The sequence below is a fragment of the Methylobacterium mesophilicum genome, assembly GCF_036441335.1.
Taxonomy (GTDB): Bacteria; Pseudomonadota; Alphaproteobacteria; order Rhizobiales; family Beijerinckiaceae; genus Methylobacterium; species Methylobacterium mesophilicum_B.
Genome location: NZ_MLBW01000012.1, coordinates 91052 through 117070, shown reverse-complemented (window position 1 = coordinate 117070; position 26019 = coordinate 91052). Strand labels below are relative to the sequence as shown.

Below are 26019 nucleotides of genomic sequence, written 5' to 3'. Positions count from 1 at the left end.
ATTCAGGCCCCCGCCCGCTCGGCGAAGCCCCAGGCCGCTTCGGCGAGCTTCGGCACCCGCGCCGCCATGGCGGCGGCGTGCTCGCTCGCGGCGTTGCCGGCCTTGGCGCGGGCCGCCACGCCCTGGAGGATGCCGACCAGCCGGAACAGGTTGTAGGCGAAGTACCAGTCGAGGTCGGGCAGGTCTTTGCGGTCCGCCGCCCGGCAGTAGAGCGCCACCGCCTCGTCCCGGGTGGGGATGCCGAGCGCCGGCAGGTCGAGGCCGCCGAGCCCGCTGCGCCCGTCGGCGGGCAATTCCCACTGCATCAGCAGGTAGCTGAAATCGGCCAGCGGATCGCCGAGGGTCGACAATTCCCAGTCGAGCACCGCGCTGACGCCCCCGTCTGTCGAAAAAATCAGGTTGTCGAGGCGATAGTCGCCGTGGACCACGCAGGCGCCCTGCTGCTCCGGCACCGTCCTGGGCAGCCACGCGATCAGGCGCTCGACATCCTCCAGGCGCCCGTCCTCGGCGGCGCGGTACTGGCGGGTCCAGCGGTCGACCTGCCGGGCGAAGTAGTTGCCGGGCCGGCCGTAATCGGAAAGCCCCGCCGCCTCCGGGTCGATCGCGTGGAGGCGCGCCAGCGTGGCGATCATGCCGGCATAGTGCCGGTGGCGGGCGTGCGGGTCGAGGCCGGGCAGGGCGCCGTCCCAGTGCACGGCGCCGTCGACCGCCTCCATCACGTAGAAGGCCGCGCCGATGATCTCGGGGTCCTCGCACAGCGCGAAGGGCCGCGGCACCGGGAACCCCTCGCCGTAGAGGGCGCCGATCACCCGGAACTCCCGGTCCACCGCGTGGGCGGAGGGCAGGAGCGGGCCGAAGGGCTTCCGGCGCAGCACGTAGGCCTGGGCGGGCGTGTCGAGCCGGTAGGTCGGGTTCGACTGGCCGCCGCGGAACTGCCGCACGGTGAGCGGCCCGGCGTAGCCGCGGACGTGCGCTTCCATCCAGGCGGCGAGCTTCGCCTCGTCGATCCGGTGGCGCGGCTCGACCGGCTTCACGCCGGAGAAGACATCGGCGTCGCTCATGCGCGCTCCGCCTCGCTTCTGTTGGTGTAGCGCCCGAATTCCAGCCGGGCGATCGCGCGATTGTGGACCTCGTCGGGCCCGTCGGCGAGCCGCAGGGTGCGGATCTGGGCGTACATCTTGGCGAGCCCGAAATCCTCCGAGACGCCGGCCCCGCCATGGGCCTGGATCGCGTCGTCGATCACCTTCAGGGCGACCCGCGGCGCCGCGACCTTGATCATGGCGATCTCGAGCTTGGCGCCCTTGTTGCCGACCTTGTCCATCATGTCGGCGGCCTTCAGGCAGAGGAGGCGGGTCATCTCGATGTCGATCCGCGCCTCGGCGACCCGCTGCTCCCAGACCGACTGCTCGCTGATCTGCTTGCCGAAGGCGACGCGCGAGACCAGCCGCCGCGCCATGGCCTCCAGCGCCACCTCGGCCGCCCCGATCGTGCGCATGCAGTGGTGGATGCGGCCCGGACCCAGCCGTCCCTGCGCGATCTCGAAGCCGCGCCCCTCGCCGAGGATCAGGTTCCCGGCCGGGACGCGAACGTTCTCCAGCACCACCTCGCCGTGGCCCTTGGGCGCGTCCTCGTAGCCGAAGACCGGGAGCAGGCGCTCGATCCGCACGCCCGGCGTGTCCATGGGCACGAGGATCTGCGATTGCTGCCGGTGGCGGGGGGCCTCCGGGTCGGTCTTGCCCATCAGGATCGCGATCTTGCAGCGCGGGTCACCGACGCCGGTCGACCACCACTTGCGGCCGTCGACGACGTAGTGGTCGCCGTCGCGGCGGATCGCCGTCGCGATGTTGGTGGCGTCCGAGGAGGCGACCTCCGGCTCGGTCATCAGGAAGGCCGAGCGGATCTCGCCCGCCATCAGGGGCTTCAGCCACCTCTCCTTCTGGGCCGCGGTGCCGTAGCGGTGCAGCACCTCCATGTTGCCGGTGTCGGGCGCCGCGCAGTTGAACACTTCCGAGGCGATCCCGACCCGGCCCATCTCCTCGGCGCACAGGGCGTAGTCGAGGTTGGTCAGCCCGGCGCCGCGATAATCGTCGGTGTCGTGCTCGGGCGAGGGCGGCAGGAACAGGTTCCACAGGCCCTCGGCCCGGGCCTTGCCCTTGAGGCGCTCCATGGTGGGGGAGGGTTCGCGGCTCTGCGCGCGCTCGGCAGCGACGGCACCGGCCGCAGGCAGAACCGCGTCGGCGATGAAGGCGCGGACGCGGGTCAGCCAGTGCGTCTGGGAGGGGGAGAGGGTGAAATCCAAGGCGTCCGCTCCGCTCACATCCGTCGCTGCGGGCTTCTCGCCTCCCCTGTTGCGGGGAGGAGGGAAGCCCTCACAGATAGGCCGATCCCATCTCGCTGGCGAAGCGCTGCGGCGGGCCTTCCCAGACGATCCGGGCCTGCTCCAGCACGTAGACCCGGTCGGCGTGGGGAAGCGCGAAGGTGACGTTCTGCTCGCCGAGCAGCACCGTGATCGGCGTGGTCTGACGCAGCTTCTCCAGCGCCTTCGACAGCAGTTCCAGGATCACCGGGGCGAGGCCGAGCGTCGGCTCGTCGAGGATGAGCAGACGCGGCCGCATCATGAGCGCCCGCGCGATGGTCAGCATCTGCTGCTCGCCGCCGGACAGCGTGCGGGCGCTCTGCGCCTCGCGGGCCTTGAGGATCGGGAACAGCTCGTAGAGCCACTCCCGCTGCCGGGCAGACTCGGCCTTCGGGAAATGCTGGCCGCCGAGGTCGAGATTCTCGCGCACGCTCAGGTCGCCGAACAGTTCGCGGGTCTCGGGCACCTGGACGATGCCGGCCCGGGCGATGGCGGCGGGCTTCATCCGGGCGAGGTCCTGGCCGTCGAACCGGATCGTGCCCGTGTGCGGGACGAGGCCCGAGATGGCGTTGAACAGGGTGGTCTTGCCGGCGCCGTTCAGGCCCACCACCGAGACGAACTCGCCCTCGTGGACGTGGATCGAGGCGGCGCGCAGAGCCTGCGCCTTGCCGTAGAGCACGTCGACGTTCTCGACGGTGAGCAGCGAGTCGGGCTTGAACGCGGCTTCCGGCCGGGCGGCCGTCTCGATGCTGCCCCCGAGATAGACCCGGCGCACGGTCGGGTCGGCCATCACGGACTCGGCCGAGCCCTCGGCGATGCGCTCGCCGAGATACATGGCGAACACCCGGTCCACGAGCGCCGCGACGCTCTTCACGTTGTGGTCGACGAGGAGCACGGCCTTGCCCTCGTCGCGGAAGCCGCGGATCAGCTCGGAGAAGGCCGCGACCTCGCCGCCGGTCAGGCCCGCGAAGGGCTCGTCGACCAGCACCACCCGGGGGTCGCGGGCGATGGCCTTGGCGAGTTCGAGCCGGCGCAGATCCGCGAAGGGCAGGGTGCCCGGGCGCCGGTCGATGACGGCGCCGAGGCCGACGCGCTCGGCGATCTCCTTGGCCCGCCGCGCCACGTGGGGGTCGGCCGCCAGCCGGATCAGGCTGTCGGGCAGGAGCGCGAGGCTGATATTCTCCAGCACAGTCTGCCGCTGGAGCGGCCGGGCGTGCTGGAACACGAGGCCGATGCCGGAGCGCGCCACCCGGTGGGCCGGCATCCCGCCGATCTCGGCGCCGTCGAGGCGGATCGAGCCGGCGCTCGGGCGCTCCAGGCCCATGATCAGCTTCATCACGGTGGACTTGCCCGAGCCGTTCGGGCCGATCAGCCCCAGGATCTCGCCGGGCCGCAGGTCAAGGTCGACCTCCTTGACGGCGACGAGGCCGCCGTAGCGCTTGGTCAGGCCGCGCACGGTGAGGCAGGGCTCGGCCAGGACGGGCGACACGGCCAGCGGGGGCGCGACGGCGACGGTCATCGGGCTCTCCGGAGCGATCCGAGGCCAAGCAGCCCCGAGGGCACGAACAGGATCACGAGGAGCGCCACCGCCGAGACCACGAAGGTCGAGAGGCCGCCGAGCGGGCGCAGCAGCTCGCCCGCCGCGATCAGGAACACGGCGCCCAAAGCCGCGCCCACGATGGTGCGCCGGCCGCCGAGCACCGCCGCGATGATCACCTGCACGCCGACCGACGTGTTGATCAGCGTGCCGACCGAGGCGGTGCCCATGTAGAAGACCACCAGCCCGCCCGCGAGGCCCGAGAAGGCGGCGCTGACCGCGAAGGCCGCGAGCTTGTGCTTGGCGACGTTGAAGCCGAGCGCCCCGGTCACCACCGGGTCCTGGCCGGCGGCCTGGAGGATCAGGCCCGCGGGCGAGCGGGCGATGGCGGTCAGGATGAGGCCCGAGACCGCCATGAAGCCGAGCGCCAGCCAGTAATTGGTGTCGGCGTCGATCGAGATGACGTCCGGCACGGTCAGGCCGATCTCGCCGCCGGTGAGGCCGGAGAAGACCACGATCATGTTCTGCAGGAGCAGCACCGCCACCAGGGTGATCAGGCCGAAATACGGGCCGCGGACCTTCAGCGCCGGCAGCGCCAGGGCGAGGCCGCCGACCACGGCGAGCACGGTCCCGGCCGCGAGGCAGTAGGGGATCGGCAACTCGTAGCGGTTGTTGAGGATGCCGGCGCCGTAGGCCCCGAGCCCGATCAGGAAGGTCGGGCCGAAATTCACCTCGCCGGCGAAGCCGAAGAGCAGGTCCCAGGCCATGGAGAACACGCCGAAATAGTAGGCGATGGTCAGGAGGCCGAGGATGTAGCCGGAGACGTACCAGGGGAGGGTGGCGGCCAGCGCGACGGCGAGGATCGCGATCCAGAAGCCGGGGGTTGTGAGGAGCTTCATCGGGATACACGAACTCCGCGCGTTTCCCTCCCCCCTCTGTGGGGGAGGGTGCCGTATCCACACGTCTGGGTCCGAGAGCAACACTTTGAGAAGAGCGCGCTTTCCCCTCCCCCTTGCGGGGAGGGGGCAGGGGGTGGGGGTGGCGCAGAAGGCACCGCACCGCCCCATCCTGCACCACCCCCACCTCCGGCTCCTCCCCGCAAGGGGGAGGAGGGAGAGCGGCGGCGCGGGACAGCCCCGAATGAAACCATCACCGCCGCCCCAGCAGGCCCTGCGGGCGCAGGTACATGACGGCGACCAGCAGCAGCAGCGCCGGGATCACCCGGTAGGCGGGCGAGATCATGTAGGCGGTGGCGGTCTCCAGATACCCGACCACGTAGGCGGCGATCAGCGAGCCGGTGACGCTGCCCAAGCCCCCCAGCACCACGATCGAGAAGGCGCTCGCGGTGAGCGGCCCCACGGAATACGACGAGACCCCCAGGAACATCCCGAGCAGCACGCCGGCGATGCCGGCGAGCAGGCCGTAGATCGCCCAGACCGCCACGTAGATCTTGCCCATGTCGTGGCCGAGCAGCGTGACGCCCCGCGGGTTCATGGAGGCCGCGAGCAGGACCTTGCCGGCCCGCGCCCGGTTCACGAACAGCCAGAGCAGGCCGATCACCACCCAGCAGATGACCGCGGTGAAGACCTGGTTCCTCGGCGTCCGCACGCCCGCGATCTCGAAGACGCCCTCGACGATCGGCAGCACGGTCTTCGGGTTGTCGGTGAAGAAGTAGGCCACCAGCTCCTGGATCATGATCCCCCAGAGCAGCGTCCCGGTCAGGACGAAGATCTCCTTCTCCTCCCGCGGGATCGCCCGGCTGCGCTCGATCGGCGCCACGACGGCGAAGTAGGTGACGAGGGCGCCGGCCAACCCGCACAGCACGCCGATCGCCGCCCCCGCGTAGGAGCCGAGCCCGAACAGGGCCGAGGCCGCCCAGGCCGCCACCGCGGCCATGACCATCAGGGCGCCGTGGGTCAGGTTCAGGACGCCCGAGACCCCGAAGATCAGGGTGAAGCCCATCGCACCGAGCGCGTAGAGGGCCGAGATCGCGAAGCCGTCGACGAGGATCTGGAGGCCGATCACCGCGCTCTCCCCGCCCGACCTACTGGACCGCCGGCTTGACCGCGGGCGGCAGGATCATGGTCCCGTTGGCGGTCGCGGCCGGCCAGATCGCCACCTGCTTGCCGTTCTGCCACTGCCCGAGCACGCTGGTCATCAGGCCGGGGCCGTACTGGATCGAGTGGGTGAACGGGTCGTCCTTGCCGTAGAACTTGAGGTGCCCGACGGTGCCGACATAGTCGGTCTTCTCCAGGGCCTCGACGAGCTTGTCGGCCTCCGTGGAGCCGGCGCGCTTGATCGCCTCCGCGGTGTAATGGACGGCATCGTACGCCATGTAGCCCGCGTAGGACGGCGCGCCGCCGAAGCGCTTGGTGAAGGCGTCGGCGAACGGGATCGTCTTCTCGGTGAGCGCCACGCCCGGCAGCGCCACGCTGTCGAACAGCACGCCCTGCGTACCGCCGTTGGTGTTGGCCCAGAAGGTCGAGGAGGTCGCCTGGCCGCTGATGCCGGTCATGGCGATCGGGACCTGCTGGTTCTGCCACTGCACGGTCGGCTGCACGCCGACATGGGCGATGCCGGTGACGATCAGGTCGGGCTTGGCCGCCTCGATCTTGTTGTAGATCGGCGTGAAGTCGCCCGTGTCCGGCGAGAAGCGGACATGCTCCACCACCTTGAGCCCGGATTTCGGCAGGCATTCCTGGTAGGCGGCGTCGAGCGGCCGGGTCCAGGCTGCATCCTCGCTCATGATCGCCGCCGTCTTGGCCTTGAGCTTCTCGACCAGCACTTCCTTGGCCGAGTCGCACACCGCCTGCGCCAGGGCGTGCGAGGTCAGGTAGCCGTGGAAGGTGTACTTGTTGCGCGCGTAGTCCTTGTGGACCGCGACGCTGATCTCGTTCGAGGCCGCGCCCGGCGTGATCATCGGCGTCTTGAGCCGGGCCGCCCAGGGCATCAGGGCGAGCACCACCTCCGAAATGTAGCTGGCGATGACGAAGTTGACCTTGTCCTCGGAGACCGCCCGCTGGAAGGCGCGCACCGCGTCGGAAGCCGAACTCTTGTCGTCGTAGGTCACGACCTGGATCTGCCGTCCGTCGACGCCGCCCTTGGCGTTGATCTCGTCGGCGGCGAGCTGCACCGCCTGCGGGATCGAGGCACCCGCGACCGACTGCGCCTCGGCGATCACCCCGATCTTGATCGGGTCGGCGGCGCGCGCAGGCCCCGCCAGCATCGAGCCCGCCGCCAGCAGCGCGGGCAGCATGCGCCGGATCTGGACGCACCTGGCAACGGCGCGCGCGGTCTCGGACATCGGCGTTTCCTCTCGTCGCGCCCGCATTCTTTATTCGCAGGCTTGGCGACGACTCTATCCGGCACCTGCCGGATCACAAGGGGCCGGCGGTGTGAGGCAGGTGACGTTTCCGGCCAGTCGTTGGCTGCGCGGGGTCGCGCCCGGAACGTTGCACCCACGCAACACGCGCCCCGATTCCCGCGGCGCCCGTACCCATCGCCCCAAGCGGCGTGAGCGGGTCCGCCGGAGTCCAGCTTCGGCACAGCGCGATGGTGTCGCGTCCTCTCCCGACCGAGCCCGGACGCAGGCGCGCCGTGCAGCCTCGGATCGGGGGGATGCCATGCTCACACGATTCACCACCGCGGCTCTGACGGTGGGCGCCCTGCTGCTGGGCGTGACGGGCCAAGCCCGCGCCGCCGCCGTGACCCAGCCAGGAGAGCAGGTCGGCCTTGCACCGGGCTTGCCGCTGCCGGAGGGCTTCTACGCCTTCGACACGTTCAGCTGGGGACGGGCCGACCGGCGCGACGCCGCCGAGGTCGGGGTCAACATCCCGTTCGTGATCTATTCGTCGCCGCTCAAGATCTTCGGGGCGCAGATCGAGCCGGTGGTGGCGTTCCCGTCGGCGTTCATCAACACCCACTCCCCGGCCCCGATCCCCAACAAGGAGATCAGCACCTTCTACACCCCGTTCCTCGGCAACATCTTCGCCTGGAATCTCGGCGGCGGCTTCGGTGTGTCGTACATCGCGGGCGCTTACCTTCCCTACGGCGACCGGGGCTCGCTCGGATTGGGATTGCGGGGCACGCCGCTGCTCACGCAATCCGCGTCGGCGACCCTGACCCAGCGCGTCGCCGCCACCTACGTGGGCGACGGCAGCCTGAATCTCTCGGCGATCCTCACCTACAACCGTCCCTTCGACGCGCATGGCCGGTTCGGCGGCGCGGTCGGGGCGGCGATCGGGTCGATCCCGGTGGCCGACCAGATCAACCTCGACCTGACAGCCACCAAGAAGTTCGGTGCCTTCGAGATCGGCGCCGTGGCGTACGGCTACACCGACCTGCCGGTGAATCGCCGCGACCGTCTGTTCTCCCGGGTCCAGCGGGACGGGTACATCGCTGCCGGCGGACTCGTGGGCTACAGTTTCGGGCGCTTCATCCTGCAGAGCTTCGTGACGCGCGAGATCATCGCCCGCGACACCCTCAACGTCGCGGGGCATCGTCAGCACAACGAGGAGACGCGGGGCTGGTTTCGGGTGATCGTACCCTTCCCCCTCGCTGCCGCCGCGCCCGCGCCGGAGCCGCTGGTCCGCAAGAACTGAAGCCGCGGCGGGTTTCACGGAGCCCGCGCTGTCCGCCGGCGGGCTTCCGGACCCGGGAGCGCGGGCCTAGGCTCCGCGCGGATCTGCGGCAAGCGGACCGACGGCCTCCTCAGAAGGGCGCGGACAGGTGAGGAACGCAAGCACGACCGCGCCCGGGACCGTCCCGGGCCGCGGCGCCCGGCCAGCCCGGGAATCGACCCCGTGAGCCTGCGCTGGACCCGCCGGCCCGAGGGCTCGACCTGGGGGGATTTCGGCCCCGACGACGAGCGCGGGCGGCTGAACCTGCTCACCCCCGAGAAGGTGCGCCAGGGGGTCGCGGAGGTGCGCGAAGGGCTCACCTTCTGCCTCAGCCTGCCGCTGGACCTGCCGGGCGGCAACGTCCTGAACCCGCGCCGCCACCCGCCGCAGATCACCCCGACCCGGCGCGCCAACGGCCGGCCCAACATGAACTTCCCGGTCTGCGAGGAGGTCGACGGCGCCACCGACGTGATCTGCGACGACCGCGCGCTGATCCACCTGCAATACTCGACGCAGTGGGACTCGCTCGCCCATGTCGGCTCGCTGTTCGACGCGGACGGGACCGGGGCGGCGCCGACCTTCTACAACGGCTTCCGCGGCGGCCGGGACATCGTCGGGCCGGAGACCGCCGCGGCGGCCGAAGGGCCCTCCCGGGCAAAGCGCCTCGGGATCGAGCGCTTGGCCGAGACCGGGATGCAGGGCCGGGCCGTAATGGTCGACCTGCGCGCCCATCTCGGCGATGCCAAGACCCGCGTCGGCTACGACCAGCTCGCCCGGATCCTGGAGGCCGACGGGGTGGTGGTGGAGCCCGGCGACATGGTCTGCCTGCACACGGGCTTCGCCGAGCGGCTGATCGCCATGGGCGGCGATCCGGACCCGAAGCTGGTCTACAACCTCTGCGCCGGGCTCGACGGGCGCGATCCCCGCCTCCTCGACTGGATCACCCGCACCGGCCTGTGCGCGCTGATCGCCGACAACTACGCGGTGGAGGCCTACCCGGCCGGGCCGGGTCCGGCCTGCTGCGCGACGCTGCCGCTCCACGAGCACTGCCTGTTCAAGCTCGGGGTCAATCTCGGCGAGCTGTGGCACCTGACGCCGCTCGCCGACTGGCTGCGGGCCCGCGGCCGCAGCCGCTTCCTGCTCACCGCCCCGCCGCTGCGCCTGCCCGGCGCCGTCGGATCGCCGACGACGCCGATCGCCACGGTGTGAGGATCGGGGCGGCCCCGGGACGCGCGCCCGATCGTGTCGCAACGGTTGGGTCGGACGGCGGCCCCGGTCTCGGCAGCCGCGCCAGGCCCCCCATCCCGTGCGGGAGCGGGGACGCGCGCCTCCTGCGGTAAGGACCCGGCGATCGCCGCCGTCCCACCGTGATCGGGAACGGCCCTGCGGTGCGCCCTCGGAGTCGCGCGGATCAGCCGAGCGCGGCGGGCACGGGCCGTCTATAGCGGGACTCCGCCCGGCTTTCCAGGGCGGGCGGGCCGGACACTGGGCAGATCCTGCCGGGCGGGCGGCAGGTTCGATCGGGCAGGCCCCGCGCGCCTAGGGAAGAGAGCGAGCAATGTCAGGAACTTAGCCGGACGGCGACCACCCGCTCGAGATCCGGGAAGCCGCCGAGCACCGGCACGCCGCGCATGAACTGGCCGCGCTCGTCAGCCCGGGGCGACAGGATGCCCCGCGGCGCGAGCTTCCGCACCGAGCCCGCCTCGATCGCCCGGACCAGCACGTCCATGTCGGCGCCGCGCCCGAGAAGCAGGGTCGGCACGGTGGCGGCCCGCGCGCTCGACTGCCGGGAGCGGGTGTCCTTGAGGTAGCGGAACGCCAGGCGCGTGCCGCCCAGGAAGAAGATCTGCAGCACCCAGTAGAGCAGGATCGCGATCTTGCCGAAGAAGTAGAAGCCGTAGAGGTCGGACGAGACCAGCACCCAGTCGATCACCAGGAGCGCCAGCGCCAGGACGCTGGCGGCCCGGACGATGCCGGCGAGGTCCTGCAGCGAGGCGAAGCGCCACTTGGTCCGGTAGAGCCGGAAGCGGCCGTAGACGAGGCCGGCGAGCACCAGGAACGGCGGCAGCAGCAGGGGCAGGGCGTGCAGGCGCTCGGCCAGCATGCCGCCCTGGAAGCGGAACAGGAAAGTGAGCACCACGGCGGCAGCGGTCGCCGCGAGGTCGTGGGTCACCATCACCGCGGTCTTGTAGAGGCGCTGCTGCATCGGGAGCCGGATGGGGTGCCGCGGGGTATCCGCCGCGGCACCGGCCCTGTCAACGCGGCCCGTCCCGGGCCCGGGCCGGGGACGGCGCGAGCCTCAGCCCAGCGCCCGGGCCGCGGCACCCGCCGCGTCGTCGACCCGGTCGATGTCGGGGGCGTCGATGTGGCGGTAGCGGGCCTGGATGAGCCCGAAGGCCCCGAAGGCGGCGTGGCCGGCCGCCACGAGCCCGAGGAGGATCCAGCCGTAGGGCTGGGCGCGCAGCAGCGCGAAGGCCTCGGACAGGCCCTTGGCATCCGAGGAGCGCTGGTGCCACGCCGCCGCCACGAGGAACCCGCCGATGATCAGGAAGGCGAGGCCCCGCGCCGCGTAGCCGAACCGGCCGATCGGGCCGGCCCAGCGGTCCCGGGCCCGCGCGTCGAGGGCGAGGCGGTCGGTGACGTCCCCGCGCCAGGCCTTGCCGAGGAAGCCGAAGCCGCCCGCCACGACCGCGAGGCCGACGAGGGCCACGAGCCAGCGGCCGAAGGGCTTGCTCAGGAGCCACGCGGTGCCGTCATGCACGCCGTCGCCGCCGCTCATGCCCAGCCCGAGGCTCAGCGAGGCCGCGCTGGCGGCGAGACCGAGATAGAGCCCGGCGCTGATCAGGTGGGCGCCGCGCACCGCGAGGCCCTTGGCGGCGGTGCCCCGCCGGTCGGCGTCGGTGATCCCCTCGACGAGGCGCCAGAGGGCGAAGCCGGCGAGGCCGAGGGCGATCAGGCCGACGACGGCCGCGCCGAACGGCCCGGCCATCACGGCGCGGAGCGCGTCCTTGCTGTCGCCGGCCCGGCCGCCATGCCCCAGGGCCGCCAGCAGGGCGAGGGCGCCGACCACGATGTAGACCACGCCGCGGGCACCGTAGCCGAAGCGGGCGATGCGCTCGATCGCGTTGCGGCCGCCGGGAAGGGTCCTCATCGGCGGGACCGGGCTTCGGGGAATCGGGCGTCGGGCACGGGCGGCATCCTGTCGGGCGGGCTGTCGGGCGGGACCGTTCAACGCCCGGCGGCGCGGACCCGATCCGTTGCCGGCACAACCGCCGCGGCCGCCCTACATCGGCGTCCGGTCGGCCCGGCCGGTGAGCGCCACGTAGAAGCCGAGCCCGTCCTGGGCCGGCAGGGTCTGCAGGCGCTCGATCAGGCCGCGGCGCTTCGCGTCGAGGAGCAGGCGACCGGCCGGCTGGAACAGGGTCTCGCCGCCGCCCTCCGGAGGCGGATCGAGCCGGATCGCCACGGTCTTGCCCTTGGCGAAGCGGCTGCGCTCCAGCATGTCCTTGAGCGAGGCCTCGGCGGTCGCCCGGTTGGTGCCGCGCAGGTCGAGCACCGACTCGGCGTCGGTCACGCCGAGGGAGCCGCGCAGCTTGGCCGCGTAGAAATCTTCGAAATGGGGCAAGTCGGTGCCTTGATGCTTCGCCGTTCGATCAGGTGGGGTGCGGCCGCTCAGAAGGCGAGACCGCGGTAGAGGTCGCGCACCGGCACGGCGCCGTCGAGCTCCGGCAGCGACACGGTGCCGTCGAGCCCGAGGGCCGCGACGCTCCAGTCGTCGCCCCCGCGCCGCCAGACCTCGACCCGCGCCTCGTCGGAATAGACGATCAGCAGGACCGCGAGGCTCGGCACGGTCCGGTAGAAATCGATCTTCCGGCCGCGGTCGAGGCTCATGGTCGAGGGCGAGAGCACCTCGGCGACGAGGAGCGGGTCGGCGGCGTAGCCCTCCGGCAGCGGCGGCCCGCACCGCACCACCACGTCGGGGATCGGGGCGAAATCGTCCATCGCGGCGCTGAGGATCGCCAGCCCCGGCATGGCGCGGCAGCCTCGCGGCTCCGCCAGGGCGTCGAGTCGTCCCGCCAGGTTCATGACGATTCGCTGATGCCGCTCCCGCGGCGGCGCCATGAGCACCGGCTCGCCGTCGAGCAGCTCCCAGCGCTCGTGCGCGGGCCGGCCCTCCACCCAGAGCCTGAACTCGGACACATCCATCCGCGCGTCGCGCTTCGCGGCCAGAGCCATCGCCGATCCCCACCTCGGCCGGATCGTAGCACCGGGCCGCCCGCCCGCAACAGGTCCGGCCCGGAAGGCCATCCCCGCGCGGGCGTCACGGCCGATGCCAGGCCGGCCTCCCTCGGGGACTCGGAGGCCGGCACAGGGCGACCGGCGCAGGGACGGACTCAGTCGGCGCCGAGGCCGGCCGCCGCGACGGTGGCGCCGGCCTCCAGGAAGCGCTGCGGATCCACCGGCTCGCCGTCGATGCGGGTCTCGTAGTGGAGATGCGCCCCGGTGGAGCGCCCCGTCGAGCCGACGGCGCCGACCACGTCGCCCGCGGCCACGCGCTGCCCGGGGCGGACCGCGATGCGGGCGAGGTGGCCGAACCGGGTGGTGACGCCGTGGCCGTGGTCGATCTCGACCATGTTGCCGTAGCCGCCCGCGGCCTCGGCGGCGGTCACCCGGCCCGGCGCGGTGGCGCGGGCCGGCTCGCCGTACTCCGCCTTCAGGTCCAGCCCGGTATGCAGGGCGAGGCCGTGGGTGAAGGGGTCGAGGCGCGTGCCGAACGGGCTCGACACGGTCGCGCCTCCCCGGATCGGGCGTGCCAGGGGCAGGGCGGCGGCGAGCCGGCGCAGGCGCTCGCCGTCGTCGAGCGTGCGCCGGGCCAGGGCGAGGCCGGGCGGGGACGCGGCCGCAGCGCGTCGTCCACCGCCGCTCGCGCGCGGCCGGTATCTCGTGTGGTCGGGGGCGGGGTTCCGTCCGGCCGGGCGCGGGCGTGGCGGCGACGAAGGGCTTGTCCGATGCTCTGCTTGAGCTACGGGCCTGACGGCCCGGCGGGACTCGCACCCGCACCCCTCGGATCCCGATAACCTTCGTCTTCCGGCCCGCGTCCGGGCGATGCGGGCGTGGGGTGAGGAACGGTGTCCGGGCGCTCTATCCGGGCTGAGCTACGGGCCTCGCGGCCCGGCGGGATTCGAACCCGCGACCTCCCTTCGGTGAAGATAACCGTTCCTCTCCGGCCCGCATCGTCGGCCGGGATCCGCGCACGGTCGGCGCCACGGTCGTCTCGCGGGGCCCTGCGGTCGTGGTGTCGGGGACGGGCATGAGCTCCGGCGACCTCGCGGCCCCCGGCGGGGATCGAACCCGCAACCTCCGCGGGACAAGCCCGCGGCGCTCTACCGATGATAACCGTCCCCTGCCGGCCCGCAGGGTTCTCGAGACGCGTGGAACCGCGTGGGCGGCGCCGGGCTCCGCCCGGACGCGCTCAGCCTCTCGGGCCGAGAGCCCCGCGATACGACCGTAACGTTCGCATCGACCCGGAACGGGCGAACGCCGCGGCGCCGATGCCGTCGTGCTGTTTCATGCCATGCTCCGTCCGAACGGGGCTGCGGGGGACGCGGGCGTGTCGATGAGGCTCGGGGGGATCCGTGACAGGGATAACCGAGCGTCTCCGGCCCGCGCCGGTGAACTGCGATGGGCTGCCGGCGGCGACCGTCGCGAAGGGAACCGGACTCTTCCGCCGCGGCGCGCAGGGCCGCGGATACGAGGAGCGTGCGGTCACTTCAGATCACCGGCCCGGCAGGCCGATGGCGCGGTGGATACGGTCGCGCTCGGCCTGCGTCAACCGGAAACTTGAAAATTCTTTCAGTTCGGGCGATCCCGGATCCATGATCACTGCCGCCCAGATCCGCGCCGGCCGCGGACTTCTCAAGTGGACGCAAGGGGTTCTCGCGAGCCGCGCCGCGGTCTCGGTCGTCACCCTGAACATGATCGAGAGCGAGCAGGTCCGGCCCCGCACCCGGACCCTCACGGCGATCCGCACGGTCCTCGAGGGGGCGGGCATCCGCTTCGTCGGCGACGCGCAGGAGGGCTACGGGGCGATCCTGCGCCCCGCCCCCGGGATCGCGTCCGGGATCGCGCCGGCACAGAAAAGCCCGGCGCGGCGGACCGCACCGGGCTGAAGCCGAACCGGCCTGCGGGTCCGCGCTACTTCTCGACGAAGGCCTTCTCGATGACGTAGTGGGCGGCCTCGCCGTGGTTGCCCTCCTCGTAGCCGCGCGAGGTCAGGAGCTCGCGGGTGTCGCGGATCATGTCGGGGCTGCCGCAGAGCATGAAGCGGTCGGCCTCGATCGACATCGGCGGCAGGCCGATATCCTCGAACAGCTTGCCCGAGACCATCAGGTCGGTGATCCGGCCGCGGTTGCGGAACGGCTCGCGGGTCACGGTCGGATAGTAGATCAGCTGGTTCGAGATCATCTCGCCCAGGAACTCGTGGCGCGGCAGCGTCTCGGTGATGGTCTCGCCGTAGGCGAGTTCCTGCACCTGCCGGCAGCCGTGGACCAGCACGACCTTCTCGAACCGGTCGTAGGCCTCGGGATCCTTGATGATCGACAGGAACGGCGCCAGCCCGGTGCCGGTGCCCAGCAGGTACAGGTTGCGGCCCGGCAGCAGGTTGTCGAGCACCAGCGTGCCGGTCGGCTTCTTGCCGACGATGATCGGGTCGCCGACCTTCAGGTGCTGCAGCTTCGAGGTCAGCGGGCCGTCCTGGACCTTGATCGAGAAGAACTCCAGCTCCTCCTCGTAGTTGGCCGAGACCACCGAGTAGGCGCGCAGCAGCGGCCGGCCCTCGACCTCCAGGCCGATCATGGTGAACTCGCCGTTGCGGAACCGGAACGCCGGATCCCGCGTCGTGCGGAACGAGAACAGGTTGTCGGTCCAGTGATGGACCGACAGAACGCGCTCCTCGTAGAACTTGCTCATCGACGGATCAGTCCTCGGCGCGCTGCTTCTTTCGCAGTTGCAGCACGCCCGTCAAGGCGCGCCGGGATCACACTGGCGAAAGAAGTGAACGGCCTGGAATCGTTCGAAGATTTAGCGTCTTCGCGGACGCTCCGCAGCGCCGCTCCGGACATGGGAGGGTTGCCGCAGAGCGGGCCCCGCGCGCCGCCCTCAGACGGGGGCGGCGGGCCGCAGCGGCGTCAGCCCGGCCTCGATCTCGGCCCGCCGCGGCTCCAGGAACGGCGGCAGAGCGAGGCGCGCGCCCAGGGTCTCCAGGGGCTCGTCCGCGGTGAAGCCCGGCCCGTCGGTCGCGATCTCGAACAGGATGCCGTTCGGCTCGCGGAAGTAGAGGCTGCGGAAGTAGTAGCGGTCCACCGGACCGCTGCTCGGCACGCGCGCCGCCCGGAGCCTGTCGGCCCAGGCCCCGTAATCCCCGTCCGGGATGCGGAAGGCGACGTGGTGGACCGCGCCCGCGCCCTGACGGGCCGGAGCGGACCGGTCGGCCAGGAGCTGGAGCTCCGCGGCCGGGCCGCCAGGTCCCATCGCGTAGACCTCCACCGGGCCGTCGCCCGTCTCGAAGGCGCGGTCCCGGCGCAGGCCGAGCACCTCGGTCAGCACGGCGGCGGTGCGGGCCGGGTCCGGCACCGAGAGCCGGATCGGGCCGAGGCCGCGGATCTGGTAGGCGGCCGGCACCGGCGATCCGTCCCAGGGGTGCTCCGGCCCGGTGCCGCCATCGTCCACCAGGGCGAGGCGCTGGCCCTCCGGATCCTCGAAGTCGAGGGTGAGGCGCCCGTCGCGCGCGACGGGCTCGGCCTCGACGAGGCCGGCCTCGCGGAGCCGCGCGTGCCACCACGCCACCGCGCCCGCGCCCGGGACGCGCAGGTGCGTGCGGGTGATGCTGCCGGAGCCCCGCCGCTCCCGGGGCGCCGGCCAGTCGAAGAAGGTGATGTCGGTGCCGGGGCTCGCCAGACCGTCGGCGTAGAACAGGTGGTAGGCCGAGACGTCGTCCTGGTTCACCGTCTTCTTCACGAGCCGGAGGCCGAGCGTGCCCGTGTAGAAGGCGACGTTCTCCACCGCGCGGGCGGTCACCGCGGTGAGGTGGTGGATGCCGGTGAGCTGCATGTCAGTCCTGGGGTTCGCCGCGTCGCGCCTCAGGCGGGGAGCGGCGGCTTCGCGAGCGGCCCGCGGATCGGGCGGCCGGCCCCCGTTCCTCCGGGGCCGCGCCGCGGTCGGCCCGNGCGCTCCAGGGCGGCCGCGACCCGGTCGGCCAGCCCCGCCTCGCTCCCCGCCCGGTCGCTCCGGTCGCGGTCGAGGCGGTCCTGGAGCTCGCCGATGCGCGCCTCGTAGGCGTCGCGCAGGGCGGCCTGCCGGGCCACGAACCCGGCGAGCACGTCGTCGTGGAACACGATCAGGTAGGAGGCCCCGAGCGACCAGGCCAGCGTCAGGGCGAGGCCGGCGGCCAGCCAGGGGGCCGGCCGGTGCGGCCTGAGACGCGCGGGGAACTTCGGAGACTGCATCGGGACGGCACCGGAGGAGCCGCCATTCAGACCTCAGTAGGGTTAAGGATCCGTCGCGCGCCGGGCGTCGGGGGGGACGTCAGGGGCACATCAGGGCAGCGCGCGCGCGGCCGCCAGGACGGCCTCGGCGTGGCCGGGCACCTTCACCTTCGGCCAGATCCTGGCGACGCGCCCCTCCCGGTCGACCAGCACGGTGGTGCGCTCCACGCCCATGTATTTGCGCCCGTACATGCTCTTCTCGACCCAGACGCCGTAGGCCTCCAGCACCGTCTTGTCCTCGTCGGCGGCGAGCGGGAAGGTCAGCCCGTACTTGCTGCAGAACTTGTCGTGGCTCTTCACCGGGTCCGGCGACAGGCCGACGACCTTGGCGTCCGCCTCCGCGAAGGCCGGCAGCAGGCCGTTGAAGTCCTGCGCCTCCAGCGTGCATCCGCTCGTGTCGTCCTTCGGGTAGAAGTAGAGCACGACTTTGTGACCGCGGAGCGCGGACAGTCCGACACGCCCTCCGCCGGAGGCGGGAAGGTCGAAATCGGGGGCGGGATCCCCCTCTGACAGCGGCATCGTGCCTTCCTTTCGGCCGATTGATGATGTGCAACCGATCTCGTGCGCGGGCTCGAGCGATGGCACCGCGCACGTCCGAGCCAAGCCCGGAGTCGCGGCCGCTGTAAAGCGCGGGCGCGCTTCGATCCACCGGCCGCGGAGCCCGAGGGCGCCGCGCGCAGAGACCCCGGAACAAAGGTCCCGATGGCGGACGAGACAACGCCGGCATGCAGGCCTCGGGGGAAGGCGCGACGCGTCGGCGGCGTCTGCCTCGTGAGCGCCCTCGCGCTGGTGCTGCTCGTCGGCGCGGGTGTGGGCCTCGTGGCCCTGCGCCTGTCGAACGGGCCGCTGCAGATCGACGGCCTGTCGCGCCGCGTCGCCGCCGCCGTGGCCGAGCGGATCGGGCCCGGCTGGAGCATCGGGCTGCGCGGCAGCAGCCTGGAACTCGACCGCGAGAACGCGCTCAGCCTGCGCTTCTCCGGCCTCGACATCCGCAACCCGCAGGGCGACCTCGTGGTGCGGGCGCCGCTGGCGCTCGTCAGCCTCGATCTCTGGGGTCTCCTGCGGCTCAACCTGCAGCCGCGCTCGATCGAGTTCCGCGAGACGCAGACCACCGCGCTGCTGCACCGGGACGGCTCCATCGCCTTCGCGGCCTCGGAGGCCAACCACCCGGTCGACGTCGCGCCGCACACGCCGCCGAGCGTGGACGGGGTGCGCGGCACCGTCTCGCCGCTCTCGGCCGCGATCGCGTCGATCTTCGGGGTCGTCCTCGATCCGGGCGGCGTGGTCGGCGCCCTCGACCGCGCCCGCGTCACCGACGCGCGGCTGCGGCTGATCGACGAGGACGGCCGCGAGCGCGCGGTCTTCGCGCGGGTCAACGGCCTGTTCGGCCGCGACCCGGTCAACGGCACCCGGAACTTCGAATTGCGGCTCGACGGTCCGCACGGCGAGTGGCGCTTCGGCGGCACGCTGCGCGACGGCGCGGACGGGCAGGAGCGCTCGGGCATCATCACCCTCGACGACCTGCCGGTCACGGATCTCCTGCTGCTCTCGGGCCAGTCCGGCCTGCCGCTGACCACCGACCTGAAGCTCTCGGCCCGCGCCGACGTGAGCCTGACGGCCGGCCGCATCCGGACCATGAACGCCAAGCTCCACACCGGCGACGGCACGTTCCTGATCGAGGAGAAGGACTTCAACCCGGTCACGGTCGAGAGCCTCGACGCGTCCCTGGACTGGGACGAGGCCAACCGCGTGATGTCGCTCACCGGCCTGGACTATCGCGGGGCCGGCAACGCCGTGCACCTCGCGGGGACGTGGACGGGCAGCCCCGCGGGCGCGAACACGAGCTGGACCGCGACGCTGGCGAGCCGCGACGCCACCTTACGCGGGGCGACCCCGCAGGACGCGCCGGTGAAGATCGACGCCCTGGACGCGCAGCTCTCGGGCCGCGACGGCGGCATCGCCATCGACGCGCTGACCCTGTCGGGGCCCGGCGTGAAGGGCGCGATCACCGGGACGATCGGCACCAGTGCGGACGACGGCGGCCTGACCCTGCACCTCGCCGGCCACGACGGCGAGGTCCGCACCGGGCTGCGGCTCTGGCCGGAGCACATCGCGCCGCCGGCCCGCACCTACCTGGTGGACCAGCTCCGGCGCGGCCGGGTCGATTCCGTCGACATCAAGGTGAAGATGTCCGGGGCGGTCCTGGCGGCCGCCACCCGGGGCGACCCCGCCCCGGACGACGCGGTCCACATCGACTTCCACGTCTCGGACGCGGCCATCGACGTCACCGCCGACGCGCCGCCGGTGACCAAGGGCAACGTCGTCGGCGTGATCACCGGGCGCTCGACCACAGTGCGCAACGTGACCGCCGAGGTCCACGGGCCTGACGGGCGCGGGCTCGCCATCTCGGACGGCAGCTTCGTCATCCCGCAAATCACCCCGGACCGGGTCGTGGCCCAGATCGGGATGCGGCTCTCCGGCGGCGCCGACGGCATGGCCTCCGTGCTCCAGGCCAAGCTGTTCAAGAGCGTGATGAGCGTCGACCTCGACCCCGCCACGATCAAGGGCAGCGCCGACCTGCGGGTCGACTTCCCCCTCGACCTCAAGCACATCCCCGACCTGCCGGACCTGCCGGTGACGCTGACCGGCGCGCTGGCCGACCTCTCGGTGGACAAGGTGATGGGCCGGGACCGGCTCGAGTCGGGCCGGTTCAACCTCGTCTACGACCGGGGCGCCTTCACGCTGAAGGGCGACGGCCGGGTCGCGGGCGCGCCCATGTCGGTCGACCTGCGCCAGCCGAAGGTCGGGCAGCCCGGCGAGGCGGTGATCAACGTGTCCCTCGACGAGGCGGTCCGCGGCCGCAAGGGCCTGCCGACCGCGCCGCAGCTCACCGGGACGATCCCGGTCCGCGCGGTGGTGCAGATCGGCCGGCCGGGATCCGGCAAGCCGCCGATCCGGGTCGAGGCGGACCTGGCGAAGGCCGGGATCGACGGGCTGATCCCGGGGCTGACCAAGCCCCCGGGCAAGCCGGGACGGCTCACCTTCACCCTCGTCGACAGCGGCCAGACCTTCGACCTGCGCGACTTCGCCCTCGACGCGGCCCCGGCTAGCGCCCGCGGCACAGTCTCGATCACCCAGGAGGGCGGCCTGGAGCGGGCGGACCTGAGCAGCGTCAAGCTCTCCCCCGGCGACGACCTGCGCGTGAGCCTCGACCGGACCGGCGGCGGCTACAAGGTCGTGGTCCGGGGCGCGGTGGCCGACGCCCGGCCGTTCCTGAAATCCCTGGGCGCCCCCGACCCCAAGGGCGGCCGTGAGGCGCGGGACGCGAATCCCAAGGATATCGACGCCGACATCCAGGTGCCCATCGTCACCGGCTTCAACGAGGAGGCGCTGACCGGCGCCAACCTGAAGCTCGCCCTGCACGGGAAGACCCTGCGGGCCGCCAACATCACAGGGCGGTTCCGCGCGGCGCCCTTCGCCGCCACGGTCACCCGCGGCGAGCGCGGCGTGCCGACCCTGTCGGTGGAATCGGCCGATGCCGGCGCGACGCTGCGGTTCGTCGACGTGTACCGGCGGATGTATGGCGGCCGGCTCACGGCGGGGATCGGCCTCAACGACGGCCCGCAATCCGGCGTCGTGCAGATCCGCGACTTCATCCTGCGCAACGAGCCCGCGCTGTCGAGCATCATGGCGCAGGGCCCGGAGCCGACCGACGCGGAGACGGCCCGCGGCCGCCGGGTCGCGCCGGGCCGGGGCGCGGGCGACGTCACCTTCGACCGCATGCGCGCCAACTTCGTGCGCACCGGCACCCGCGTCGACTTCACCGACGCGGCGATCTCGAACGCCGCCATGGGCTTCACCCTGTCGGGCTGGCTCGATACCGGCCGCGAGCGCACCGACATGACCGGCACCTTCGTCCCGCTCTACGGCCTGAACAACGTGGCCTCGCAGCTGCCGCTGCTCGGGCCGCTGCTCGGGGGCGGCCACAACGAGGGCCTGTTCGCGGTCAATTTCCGGGTCTCCGGCAAGCTCGCCTCGCCCGACGTGAGCGTGAACCCGCTCTCGGCGATCGCCCCGGGCTTCCTGCGCAAGCTGTTCAGCGCCGGCGGCGGCCCCTTCGCGGACGGGATGCCGGGCGTCCCGCAGCAATAGGGCGGGCAGCCCGGAAGAGCCGCCCGCCCCTGTCTCACGCGCGGATGAAATCCGCGATCACGGCCGGAGCCGCGGTGTCGAAGCCGACCACGTCGAGCATGCCGGGATCCTCCGGGTCGGCGATGCTGAAGCCGTTGGAGACCAGCCCCACGACCACCAGCTTCGCCGGGATCCCGGTCTTCTCCCGGTACGCCCGCAGCGCCTGGACCGGGTGGACCGGCCCCGCCCAGGTCTCCGAGTCCGTGTAGACCACGAACGCGTCGGCCTTCACGCCCCGCTCCAGCGCCCAGCGCATCGGCAGGCCGCAATCGGTGGCGCCGAACGGCAGGTCGGCGGTCGCCCGCACCGCCTGATCGAGCCGCGTCGACGGCCCGATCGGCAGCGGCGTCAGCGCGGCCCCCTGGCTCCAGGCCCGGCCGGCCTCGGCGGTGAAGCCCAGCACCTGCCAGTGCTCCTCGGTCGCCGCGGTGACGAGCGCCATCGCGGCGGCCGCCTCCCGGGCCGTGAGCGTCGAGCCCGCGACCGTGCTGGCGCCCATCGAGCCCGAGACGTCCAGCGCCAGCACGAGGCGCCGGCCCGTGGACTCGACCGCGCCGAACGCCGTGTAGAACGCGGCGTTCAGCGCCTCGACGATCGCCGCCACCGGCTCCCAGGCGAGCCTGCCCCGCTGACCGTGCCCGGAGGCGTAGGTCTTGAGGGCCAGCAGCAGCGCCATCGGGTGCAGGCGCGCCCGGAGGATCCGCTCCCGGTCCGACAGGACCGCCCGGACGTGCTCGGTGCCCTCCGAGAAGGGCGCGAGCACCCCCGCGGCCGTCAGACGGCCGAGCTGGCGCACGAGGGCGCCGACCGGCATCCGCTCGATCAGGGCCTCGTTCACCGCGCGGCTGCCCATCAGCCCGGTCGGCAGCGCCTCCCAGGGCAGGTCGTGGGACCGCACCAGGGCGGCGGCCACCGCCCCGTCGAGGCCCTCCGCCTGCACCCGCGCGAAGGCGTGGACGATCCCGGGGGTGGCCTCGGTCAGGCTGCCGCGGCAGATCCAGTCGAACAGCGCCTTCCGGGCGGGCTCCTCCGTCTCCGGATGGGCCAGCCGCAGGAGGTCGCGGTGCGACCAGCCCTGGCGGGTCCGGTACTTCACCGCCTGGAAGGCCAGAGCCTCCACGGGCTTGGTGCAGTACCAGTCACCGACCGCCCGGCGCAGGCCCCGGCCCCAGCCGCGCATCGCCTCGACGGAGGCGGCGAACTGGAACAGGTGCGTGCCGGTGCGGCAGACCCGCGGCAGGGCCGCGAGAGCCGCGCGCCGAGTCGCCAGATCCGCCGACGCGGCGGCCAGCGCCAGGGCGAAGATCGCCGGATCCTGCTTCGGAGCCCGGCCGCCCTCGCTCACCGCCACGATGGCGGCGACCGCGCGGGCGCCGTCCTGCGCGATGCACCGCTGCACCGCCGCCGCGTTCTCGGCGGTCAGGGCGCGCGGGCTCGCGTAGTACGAGCCGCCCTCGGAGCCGAGCACCAGGAAGCGGTCGAGCCGCGCCCAGTCGCCGACCGCGAAGGCGTGGCCTCCGGCGGCGTTCGGCACCGTGCCGGGGATCGGCTCCGTCTGCGGGGTGGCGCGGAGCCGGAACATCTGTGCGAGCTTCGTCATGGCGGGCTCCTCTCGGTCTCTCCTCTCTCCATCGCGGCCGATCGCCGGCCGGTGGCGCGTTCCGGCGCGCGCGGTCGGGCGGGGACGCGGCCGCAGCGCGTCGTCCACCCATCGCCAGCGACGGGACGACGAATCTGAAGGGGCACGCCAAGGCGGCGGAGTTGGCGCGCCGCTTTCCCTTGGGTTTCGACTACGCGGTGGATTTCGCCGAACCGCGGTCCCGAGACCCGCTTCTCAGAGCCCGACGGGCCGGCCGGCGGCGACCACCAGCATCCTGCCGTCCGCGAAGGTGCGGGCGGCGGCCCGGCGGATATCCGCCTGGGTGACCGCCGAGACCATGGCGTTGCGCCGGGCGATGTAGTCCATGCCCAGTTCCTCGAAGGCGATCTGCACCAGCTGGTGGGCGATCTTGGTCGAGGTGTCGAAGCCGAGCGCGTAGGAGCCGGTCAGGTAATCCTTCGCCTTCTGCAGCTCGTCGTCGTCCGGGCCGTCCGTGATCAGCCGGCCGATCTCGTCGCCGATCACCGACAGGGCCTCGCCGACGCGCTCGTTCTTGGTGGCGGTGTAGCCCCAGGTCATCGCGGCCGAGCGGTGGCTGACCAGCGAGGTCCCGACCGAGTAGGCGAGGCCGCGCTTCTCGCGCACCTCCTGGAACAGGCGGGACGTGAAGGCGCCGCCGCCGAGGATGTGGTTCAGCACGTAGGCGGGGATGAAGTCCGGGTCGCGCCACGGCACGCCGGCCATACCGAACCGGATCACCGACTGGGGCACGTCGAGGTCGACGATGACGCGCTTGCCGAGATCGTGAACCTCGGTGCGCGGCACCGCCTTCAGCGCCCCGGCCTCCGGCAGGGACCCGAAGGCGCGGTTCAGGCCCTCGGCGAGCTGCTCGGCGCCGATGGCGCCGACCGCCGCCACCTTCACCCGGCCGCGGCCGATGATCCGGGCATGCATGGCGAGCAGGTCGTCCCGGGTGATCGCCGTCACGCTCTCCACGGTGCCGGAGGACGGGCGCGCGTAGGGATGGCCGGCGAACGCCTCCTTGAAGAAGCGGCGCGAGGCCAGCACGCCCGGATCGTTCTGCTGGTAGCGCAGGCCGGCGATGATCTGGGCGCGGACGCGCTCGATCGCGTCGGGGTCGAGGCGGGGCTTGGCGAGCGCCAGAGCGAGGAGCGCGATGCCCTCGTCGGCGTGCTTGACCAGCATCTTCAGCGAGCCGCCGACCGCGTCGGCCCCGGCGTGGAACGACAGCTCGATCGCGCGGGCGGCGAGCTGCTCCTGGAACAGGTCGGAGGTCAGGTCTCCGGCGCCCTCGTCGAGGAGCCGCGCCAGCATCTGCGCGCAGCCGGCCTTGCCGGCCGGGTCCTGGGCGGCGCCGCCCTCGAAGGTGAAGGCCAGAGCGATCATCGGCACCACCGGCGACTCGACGTGCCACGCCTCGATGCCGGGGGCGGTCGCCACCGGCAGCGCCGTGGTGGGCGAGCTGACGGATTGGGCGGTGGTCTCGACCAGAGTCTCGGCCAAGCTCATGGGAACCTCGTGTCTGTTTCTCGGGCGACGGCGGAGCGGGCCAGGGCTCCCGTTCGGCAGAACGCCCCGCCGGCCCCCTCCCGGGCCCGGCGGAGCGCACCCGCGGTTACTCGGCGGCCATCGCGACCGGGGCGTCGGGATCCTGCGCCTTGGTCAGGTAGCCGGTGACCGAGCGGGCCGGCGTCAGCCAGCGCTCGGCGGCGCCCTTGAGGCGCGCCTGCGTCACCGCCTCGATGTCGGTCGGCCAGCGGCGGACCTCCTCGATGGTCTCGCCGATCGCCAGCGCCGAGCCGTAGATGCGGGCCAGCGACGACTGGCTGTCGGAGGAGTAGACGGTCTCGGCGACGAGGCGGGTCTTGGCGCGCTCGATCGCCTCGGCGTCCAGGGCCTCCGCGGGGGCGCGGCGCAGCACCCTGTCGACGGCCTCCTCCAGCTTCTCCAGCGGCACGCCCTCGGCGGGCACCGCGTAGACGGAGAAGCGGGTGTCGTCGATCGCCGAGCCCATGTACCAGGCGCCGGCATTCACCGCGAGGCCGGTCTCCATGACCAGCTTGCGGTAGAGGTACGAGGTCGAGCCGCCGCCCAGCACCTCGGCCAGCAGCTCGAGATCGTGGCAGCCGCCGTCGCGGGCGGTGATGCAGGACGGGGTCAGGTAGAGCCGCTGCAGGGTCGGCTGCTCGACCTTCGGGTCGGCGACGGCGACGCGGCGCAGCGCCTTCGGCTCCGGCTCCCGCGCCCGCAGGCGCTCGGGCCGGGTCCCCTGGGGCGCGACGCGCCCGTAGGTGGTCTCGGCGAGCCGCCGGACCTCGTCGGGGGTGACGTCGCCGGCCACCACCAGGATCGCGTTCTCGGGGGTGTAGAAGCGCTTGTAGTAGGCCAGCGCGTGCTCGCGGTTCAGGCCCTCGATCTCGTGCATCCAGCCGATGATCGGGATGCCGTAGGGATGGTGCACGAACAGGCCGGCCGCCATCGCCTCGGAGAGCTGGGCAGAGGGGTCGGTCTCGACCCGCATGCGCCGCTCCTCCAGCACGACGTCGCGCTCGGGGGCGACGACGGCGTCGTCGAGGACGAGGCCGCTCATGCGGTCCGCCTCGAACGCCATCATGGTGCCGAGATGGTCCCGGGCGACCCGCTGGAAATACGCGGTGTAGTCGTAGCTGGTGAAGGCGTTCTCCTGGCCGCCCAGGCCCGACACCGCCTTGGAGAAGGCCCCGACCGGGTGCTTCTCGGTGCCCTTGAACATCAGGTGCTCGAGGAAGTGGGCGATGCCCGACTGGCCGAGCGGATCATCCGCCGAGCCGTTGCGGTACCAGATCATGTGGGTGGCGACGGGGGCCCGGTGATCGGGGACGACCACCACGTCGAGGCCGTTGTCGAGGGTGAAGGCCGTCACTTCCGGTCCGCCCGCCTCGGAACGCCCGAACGGCGCGGCCTCGCCCCGGCCGGCGCTGCCGCCGTAGGACGAGCCCGGACGCAGCGGGAAGAGGGTGGGCGTCGCCTTCCTGAACAGGTGCATTCCGCTTTCCTTCTGCCGGCCCCGGATCGAAGCGTCCCGCGTCGGGATGCGCGCGCGGATCGGGGCCGTCCTGGTCACCGGGGCGCAAGAACCGCACCGGGACGATCATCTCATGTTGCCACGCCGT

At 72.5% G+C, this 26019-nt stretch carries 19 protein-coding genes, 2 tRNA genes and 2 pseudogenes; 4 read left to right on the top strand and 19 right to left on the bottom strand.

What is annotated here, in order from left to right; translation table 11 throughout:
- Positions 1-2: 2 nt before the first annotated feature.
- From MMR14E_RS09090 to MMR14E_RS09065, 6 genes are all read right to left on the bottom strand, one after another.
- Entirely contained in the window at positions 3-1061 is a 1059-nt protein-coding gene (locus tag MMR14E_RS09090; RefSeq protein WP_331313787.1) for a phosphotransferase family protein, read from the bottom strand.
- Positions 1058-2299 carry an acyl-CoA dehydrogenase family protein gene (locus MMR14E_RS09085; protein ID WP_331313786.1) on the bottom strand — a complete coding sequence of 414 codons (1242 nt, stop codon included), beginning with the start codon at positions 2297-2299 and terminating at the stop codon, positions 1058-1060. Before MMR14E_RS09085 ends, MMR14E_RS09090 begins: the two co-directional genes overlap by 4 nt.
- 70 nt (positions 2300-2369) lie before the next feature.
- The gene (locus tag MMR14E_RS09080) at positions 2370-3875 is read right to left on the bottom strand and encodes an ATP-binding cassette domain-containing protein (RefSeq protein WP_331313785.1); all 1506 of its coding nucleotides are present in this window, start codon (positions 3873-3875) and stop codon (positions 2370-2372) included.
- Complete coding sequence (locus MMR14E_RS09075) at positions 3872-4792, bottom strand: branched-chain amino acid ABC transporter permease (protein WP_091776055.1); 921 nt, start codon at positions 4790-4792, stop codon at positions 3872-3874. Before MMR14E_RS09075 ends, MMR14E_RS09080 begins: the two co-directional genes overlap by 4 nt.
- A gap of 250 nt (positions 4793-5042) precedes the next feature.
- Positions 5043-5918 (bottom strand): branched-chain amino acid ABC transporter permease, encoded by an 876-nt coding sequence (locus tag MMR14E_RS09070; protein WP_331313784.1) that lies wholly within the window; start codon positions 5916-5918, stop codon positions 5043-5045.
- Between the two features lie 19 nt (positions 5919-5937).
- On the bottom strand, positions 5938-7197 hold the full coding sequence (locus tag MMR14E_RS09065) for an ABC transporter substrate-binding protein (protein WP_331313783.1): 1260 nt from the start codon (positions 7195-7197) through the stop codon (positions 5938-5940).
- Between the two features lie 319 nt (positions 7198-7516).
- Here MMR14E_RS09065 and MMR14E_RS09060 point away from each other — a divergent pair, with 319 nt between their 5' ends.
- Positions 7517-8494 carry a transporter gene (locus MMR14E_RS09060; RefSeq protein ID WP_331313782.1) on the top strand — a complete coding sequence of 326 codons (978 nt, stop codon included), beginning with the start codon at positions 7517-7519 and terminating at the stop codon, positions 8492-8494.
- 201 nt (positions 8495-8695) lie between these two features.
- On the top strand, positions 8696-9721 hold the full coding sequence (locus tag MMR14E_RS09055) for a cyclase family protein (RefSeq protein WP_331313781.1): 1026 nt from the start codon (positions 8696-8698) through the stop codon (positions 9719-9721).
- 370 nt (positions 9722-10091) lie between these two features.
- Here the strand turns inward: MMR14E_RS09055 and MMR14E_RS09050 are convergent.
- The 7 genes and pseudogenes from MMR14E_RS09050 to MMR14E_RS09020 all read right to left on the bottom strand — a co-directional run.
- A pseudogene (locus MMR14E_RS09050) lies at positions 10092-10718 on the bottom strand (nucleoside-diphosphate sugar epimerase/dehydratase); the annotation flags it as partial.
- A gap of 93 nt (positions 10719-10811) precedes the next feature.
- Positions 10812-11663: a DUF1206 domain-containing protein gene (locus MMR14E_RS09045; RefSeq protein ID WP_331313780.1), complete on the bottom strand. Its 852-nt coding sequence runs from the start codon at positions 11661-11663 to the stop codon at positions 10812-10814.
- Positions 11664-11795: 132 nt separating this feature from the next.
- Positions 11796-12137, bottom strand: a complete 342-nt coding sequence (locus tag MMR14E_RS09040) for a hypothetical protein (RefSeq protein WP_020096438.1) — start codon at positions 12135-12137, stop codon at positions 11796-11798.
- Positions 12138-12184: 47 nt separating this feature from the next.
- Positions 12185-12748, bottom strand: coding sequence for a Uma2 family endonuclease (locus tag MMR14E_RS09035; RefSeq protein WP_331313779.1), 564 nt, complete (start codon positions 12746-12748; stop codon positions 12185-12187).
- Positions 12749-12906: 158 nt separating this feature from the next.
- Positions 12907-13398: pseudogene (locus MMR14E_RS09030) on the bottom strand (M23 family metallopeptidase); the annotation flags it as partial.
- A gap of 148 nt (positions 13399-13546) precedes the next feature.
- Positions 13547-13678, bottom strand: a tRNA-OTHER gene (locus MMR14E_RS09025).
- A tRNA-OTHER gene (locus MMR14E_RS09020) sits at positions 13679-13745 on the bottom strand.
- Between the two features lie 643 nt (positions 13746-14388).
- Here MMR14E_RS09020 and MMR14E_RS09015 point away from each other — a divergent pair.
- Positions 14389-14682 carry a helix-turn-helix transcriptional regulator gene (locus MMR14E_RS09015; RefSeq protein WP_331313778.1) on the top strand — a complete coding sequence of 98 codons (294 nt, stop codon included), beginning with the start codon at positions 14389-14391 and terminating at the stop codon, positions 14680-14682.
- A 25-nt stretch (positions 14683-14707) separates the two neighbouring features.
- Here the strand turns inward: MMR14E_RS09015 and MMR14E_RS09010 are convergent, their stop codons facing one another.
- The 3 genes from MMR14E_RS09010 to MMR14E_RS09000 form a co-directional block, all read right to left on the bottom strand.
- A complete protein-coding gene (locus MMR14E_RS09010) occupies positions 14708-15481 on the bottom strand; it encodes a ferredoxin--NADP reductase (RefSeq protein ID WP_331313777.1) in 774 nt (257 codons plus the stop codon).
- A 189-nt stretch (positions 15482-15670) separates the two neighbouring features.
- Positions 15671-16621, bottom strand: a complete 951-nt coding sequence (locus MMR14E_RS09005; protein WP_331313776.1) for a ring-cleaving dioxygenase — start codon at positions 16619-16621, stop codon at positions 15671-15673.
- 485 nt (positions 16622-17106) lie between these two features.
- Positions 17107-17574, bottom strand: a complete 468-nt coding sequence (locus MMR14E_RS09000) for a peroxiredoxin (RefSeq protein ID WP_100252052.1) — start codon at positions 17572-17574, stop codon at positions 17107-17109.
- Positions 17575-17757: 183 nt separating this feature from the next.
- On the opposite strand from MMR14E_RS09000, the gene MMR14E_RS08995 reads away from it, so the two are divergent.
- Positions 17758-21207, top strand: a complete 3450-nt coding sequence (locus MMR14E_RS08995) for a hypothetical protein (protein WP_419539325.1) — start codon at positions 17758-17760, stop codon at positions 21205-21207.
- Positions 21208-21241: 34 nt separating this feature from the next.
- On the opposite strand, the gene MMR14E_RS08990 is transcribed toward MMR14E_RS08995, so the two are convergent.
- From MMR14E_RS08990 to MMR14E_RS08980, 3 genes are all read right to left on the bottom strand, one after another.
- Positions 21242-22846 carry a TROVE domain-containing protein gene (locus MMR14E_RS08990; RefSeq protein WP_331313774.1) on the bottom strand — a complete coding sequence of 535 codons (1605 nt, stop codon included), beginning with the start codon at positions 22844-22846 and terminating at the stop codon, positions 21242-21244.
- A 234-nt stretch (positions 22847-23080) separates the two neighbouring features.
- Positions 23081-24376 carry a pitrilysin family protein gene (locus MMR14E_RS08985; RefSeq protein WP_331313773.1) on the bottom strand — a complete coding sequence of 432 codons (1296 nt, stop codon included), beginning with the start codon at positions 24374-24376 and terminating at the stop codon, positions 23081-23083.
- Between the two features lie 106 nt (positions 24377-24482).
- Positions 24483-25892, bottom strand: coding sequence for a pitrilysin family protein (locus MMR14E_RS08980; RefSeq protein ID WP_331313772.1), 1410 nt, complete (start codon positions 25890-25892; stop codon positions 24483-24485).
- Positions 25893-26019: the final 127 nt, after the last annotated feature.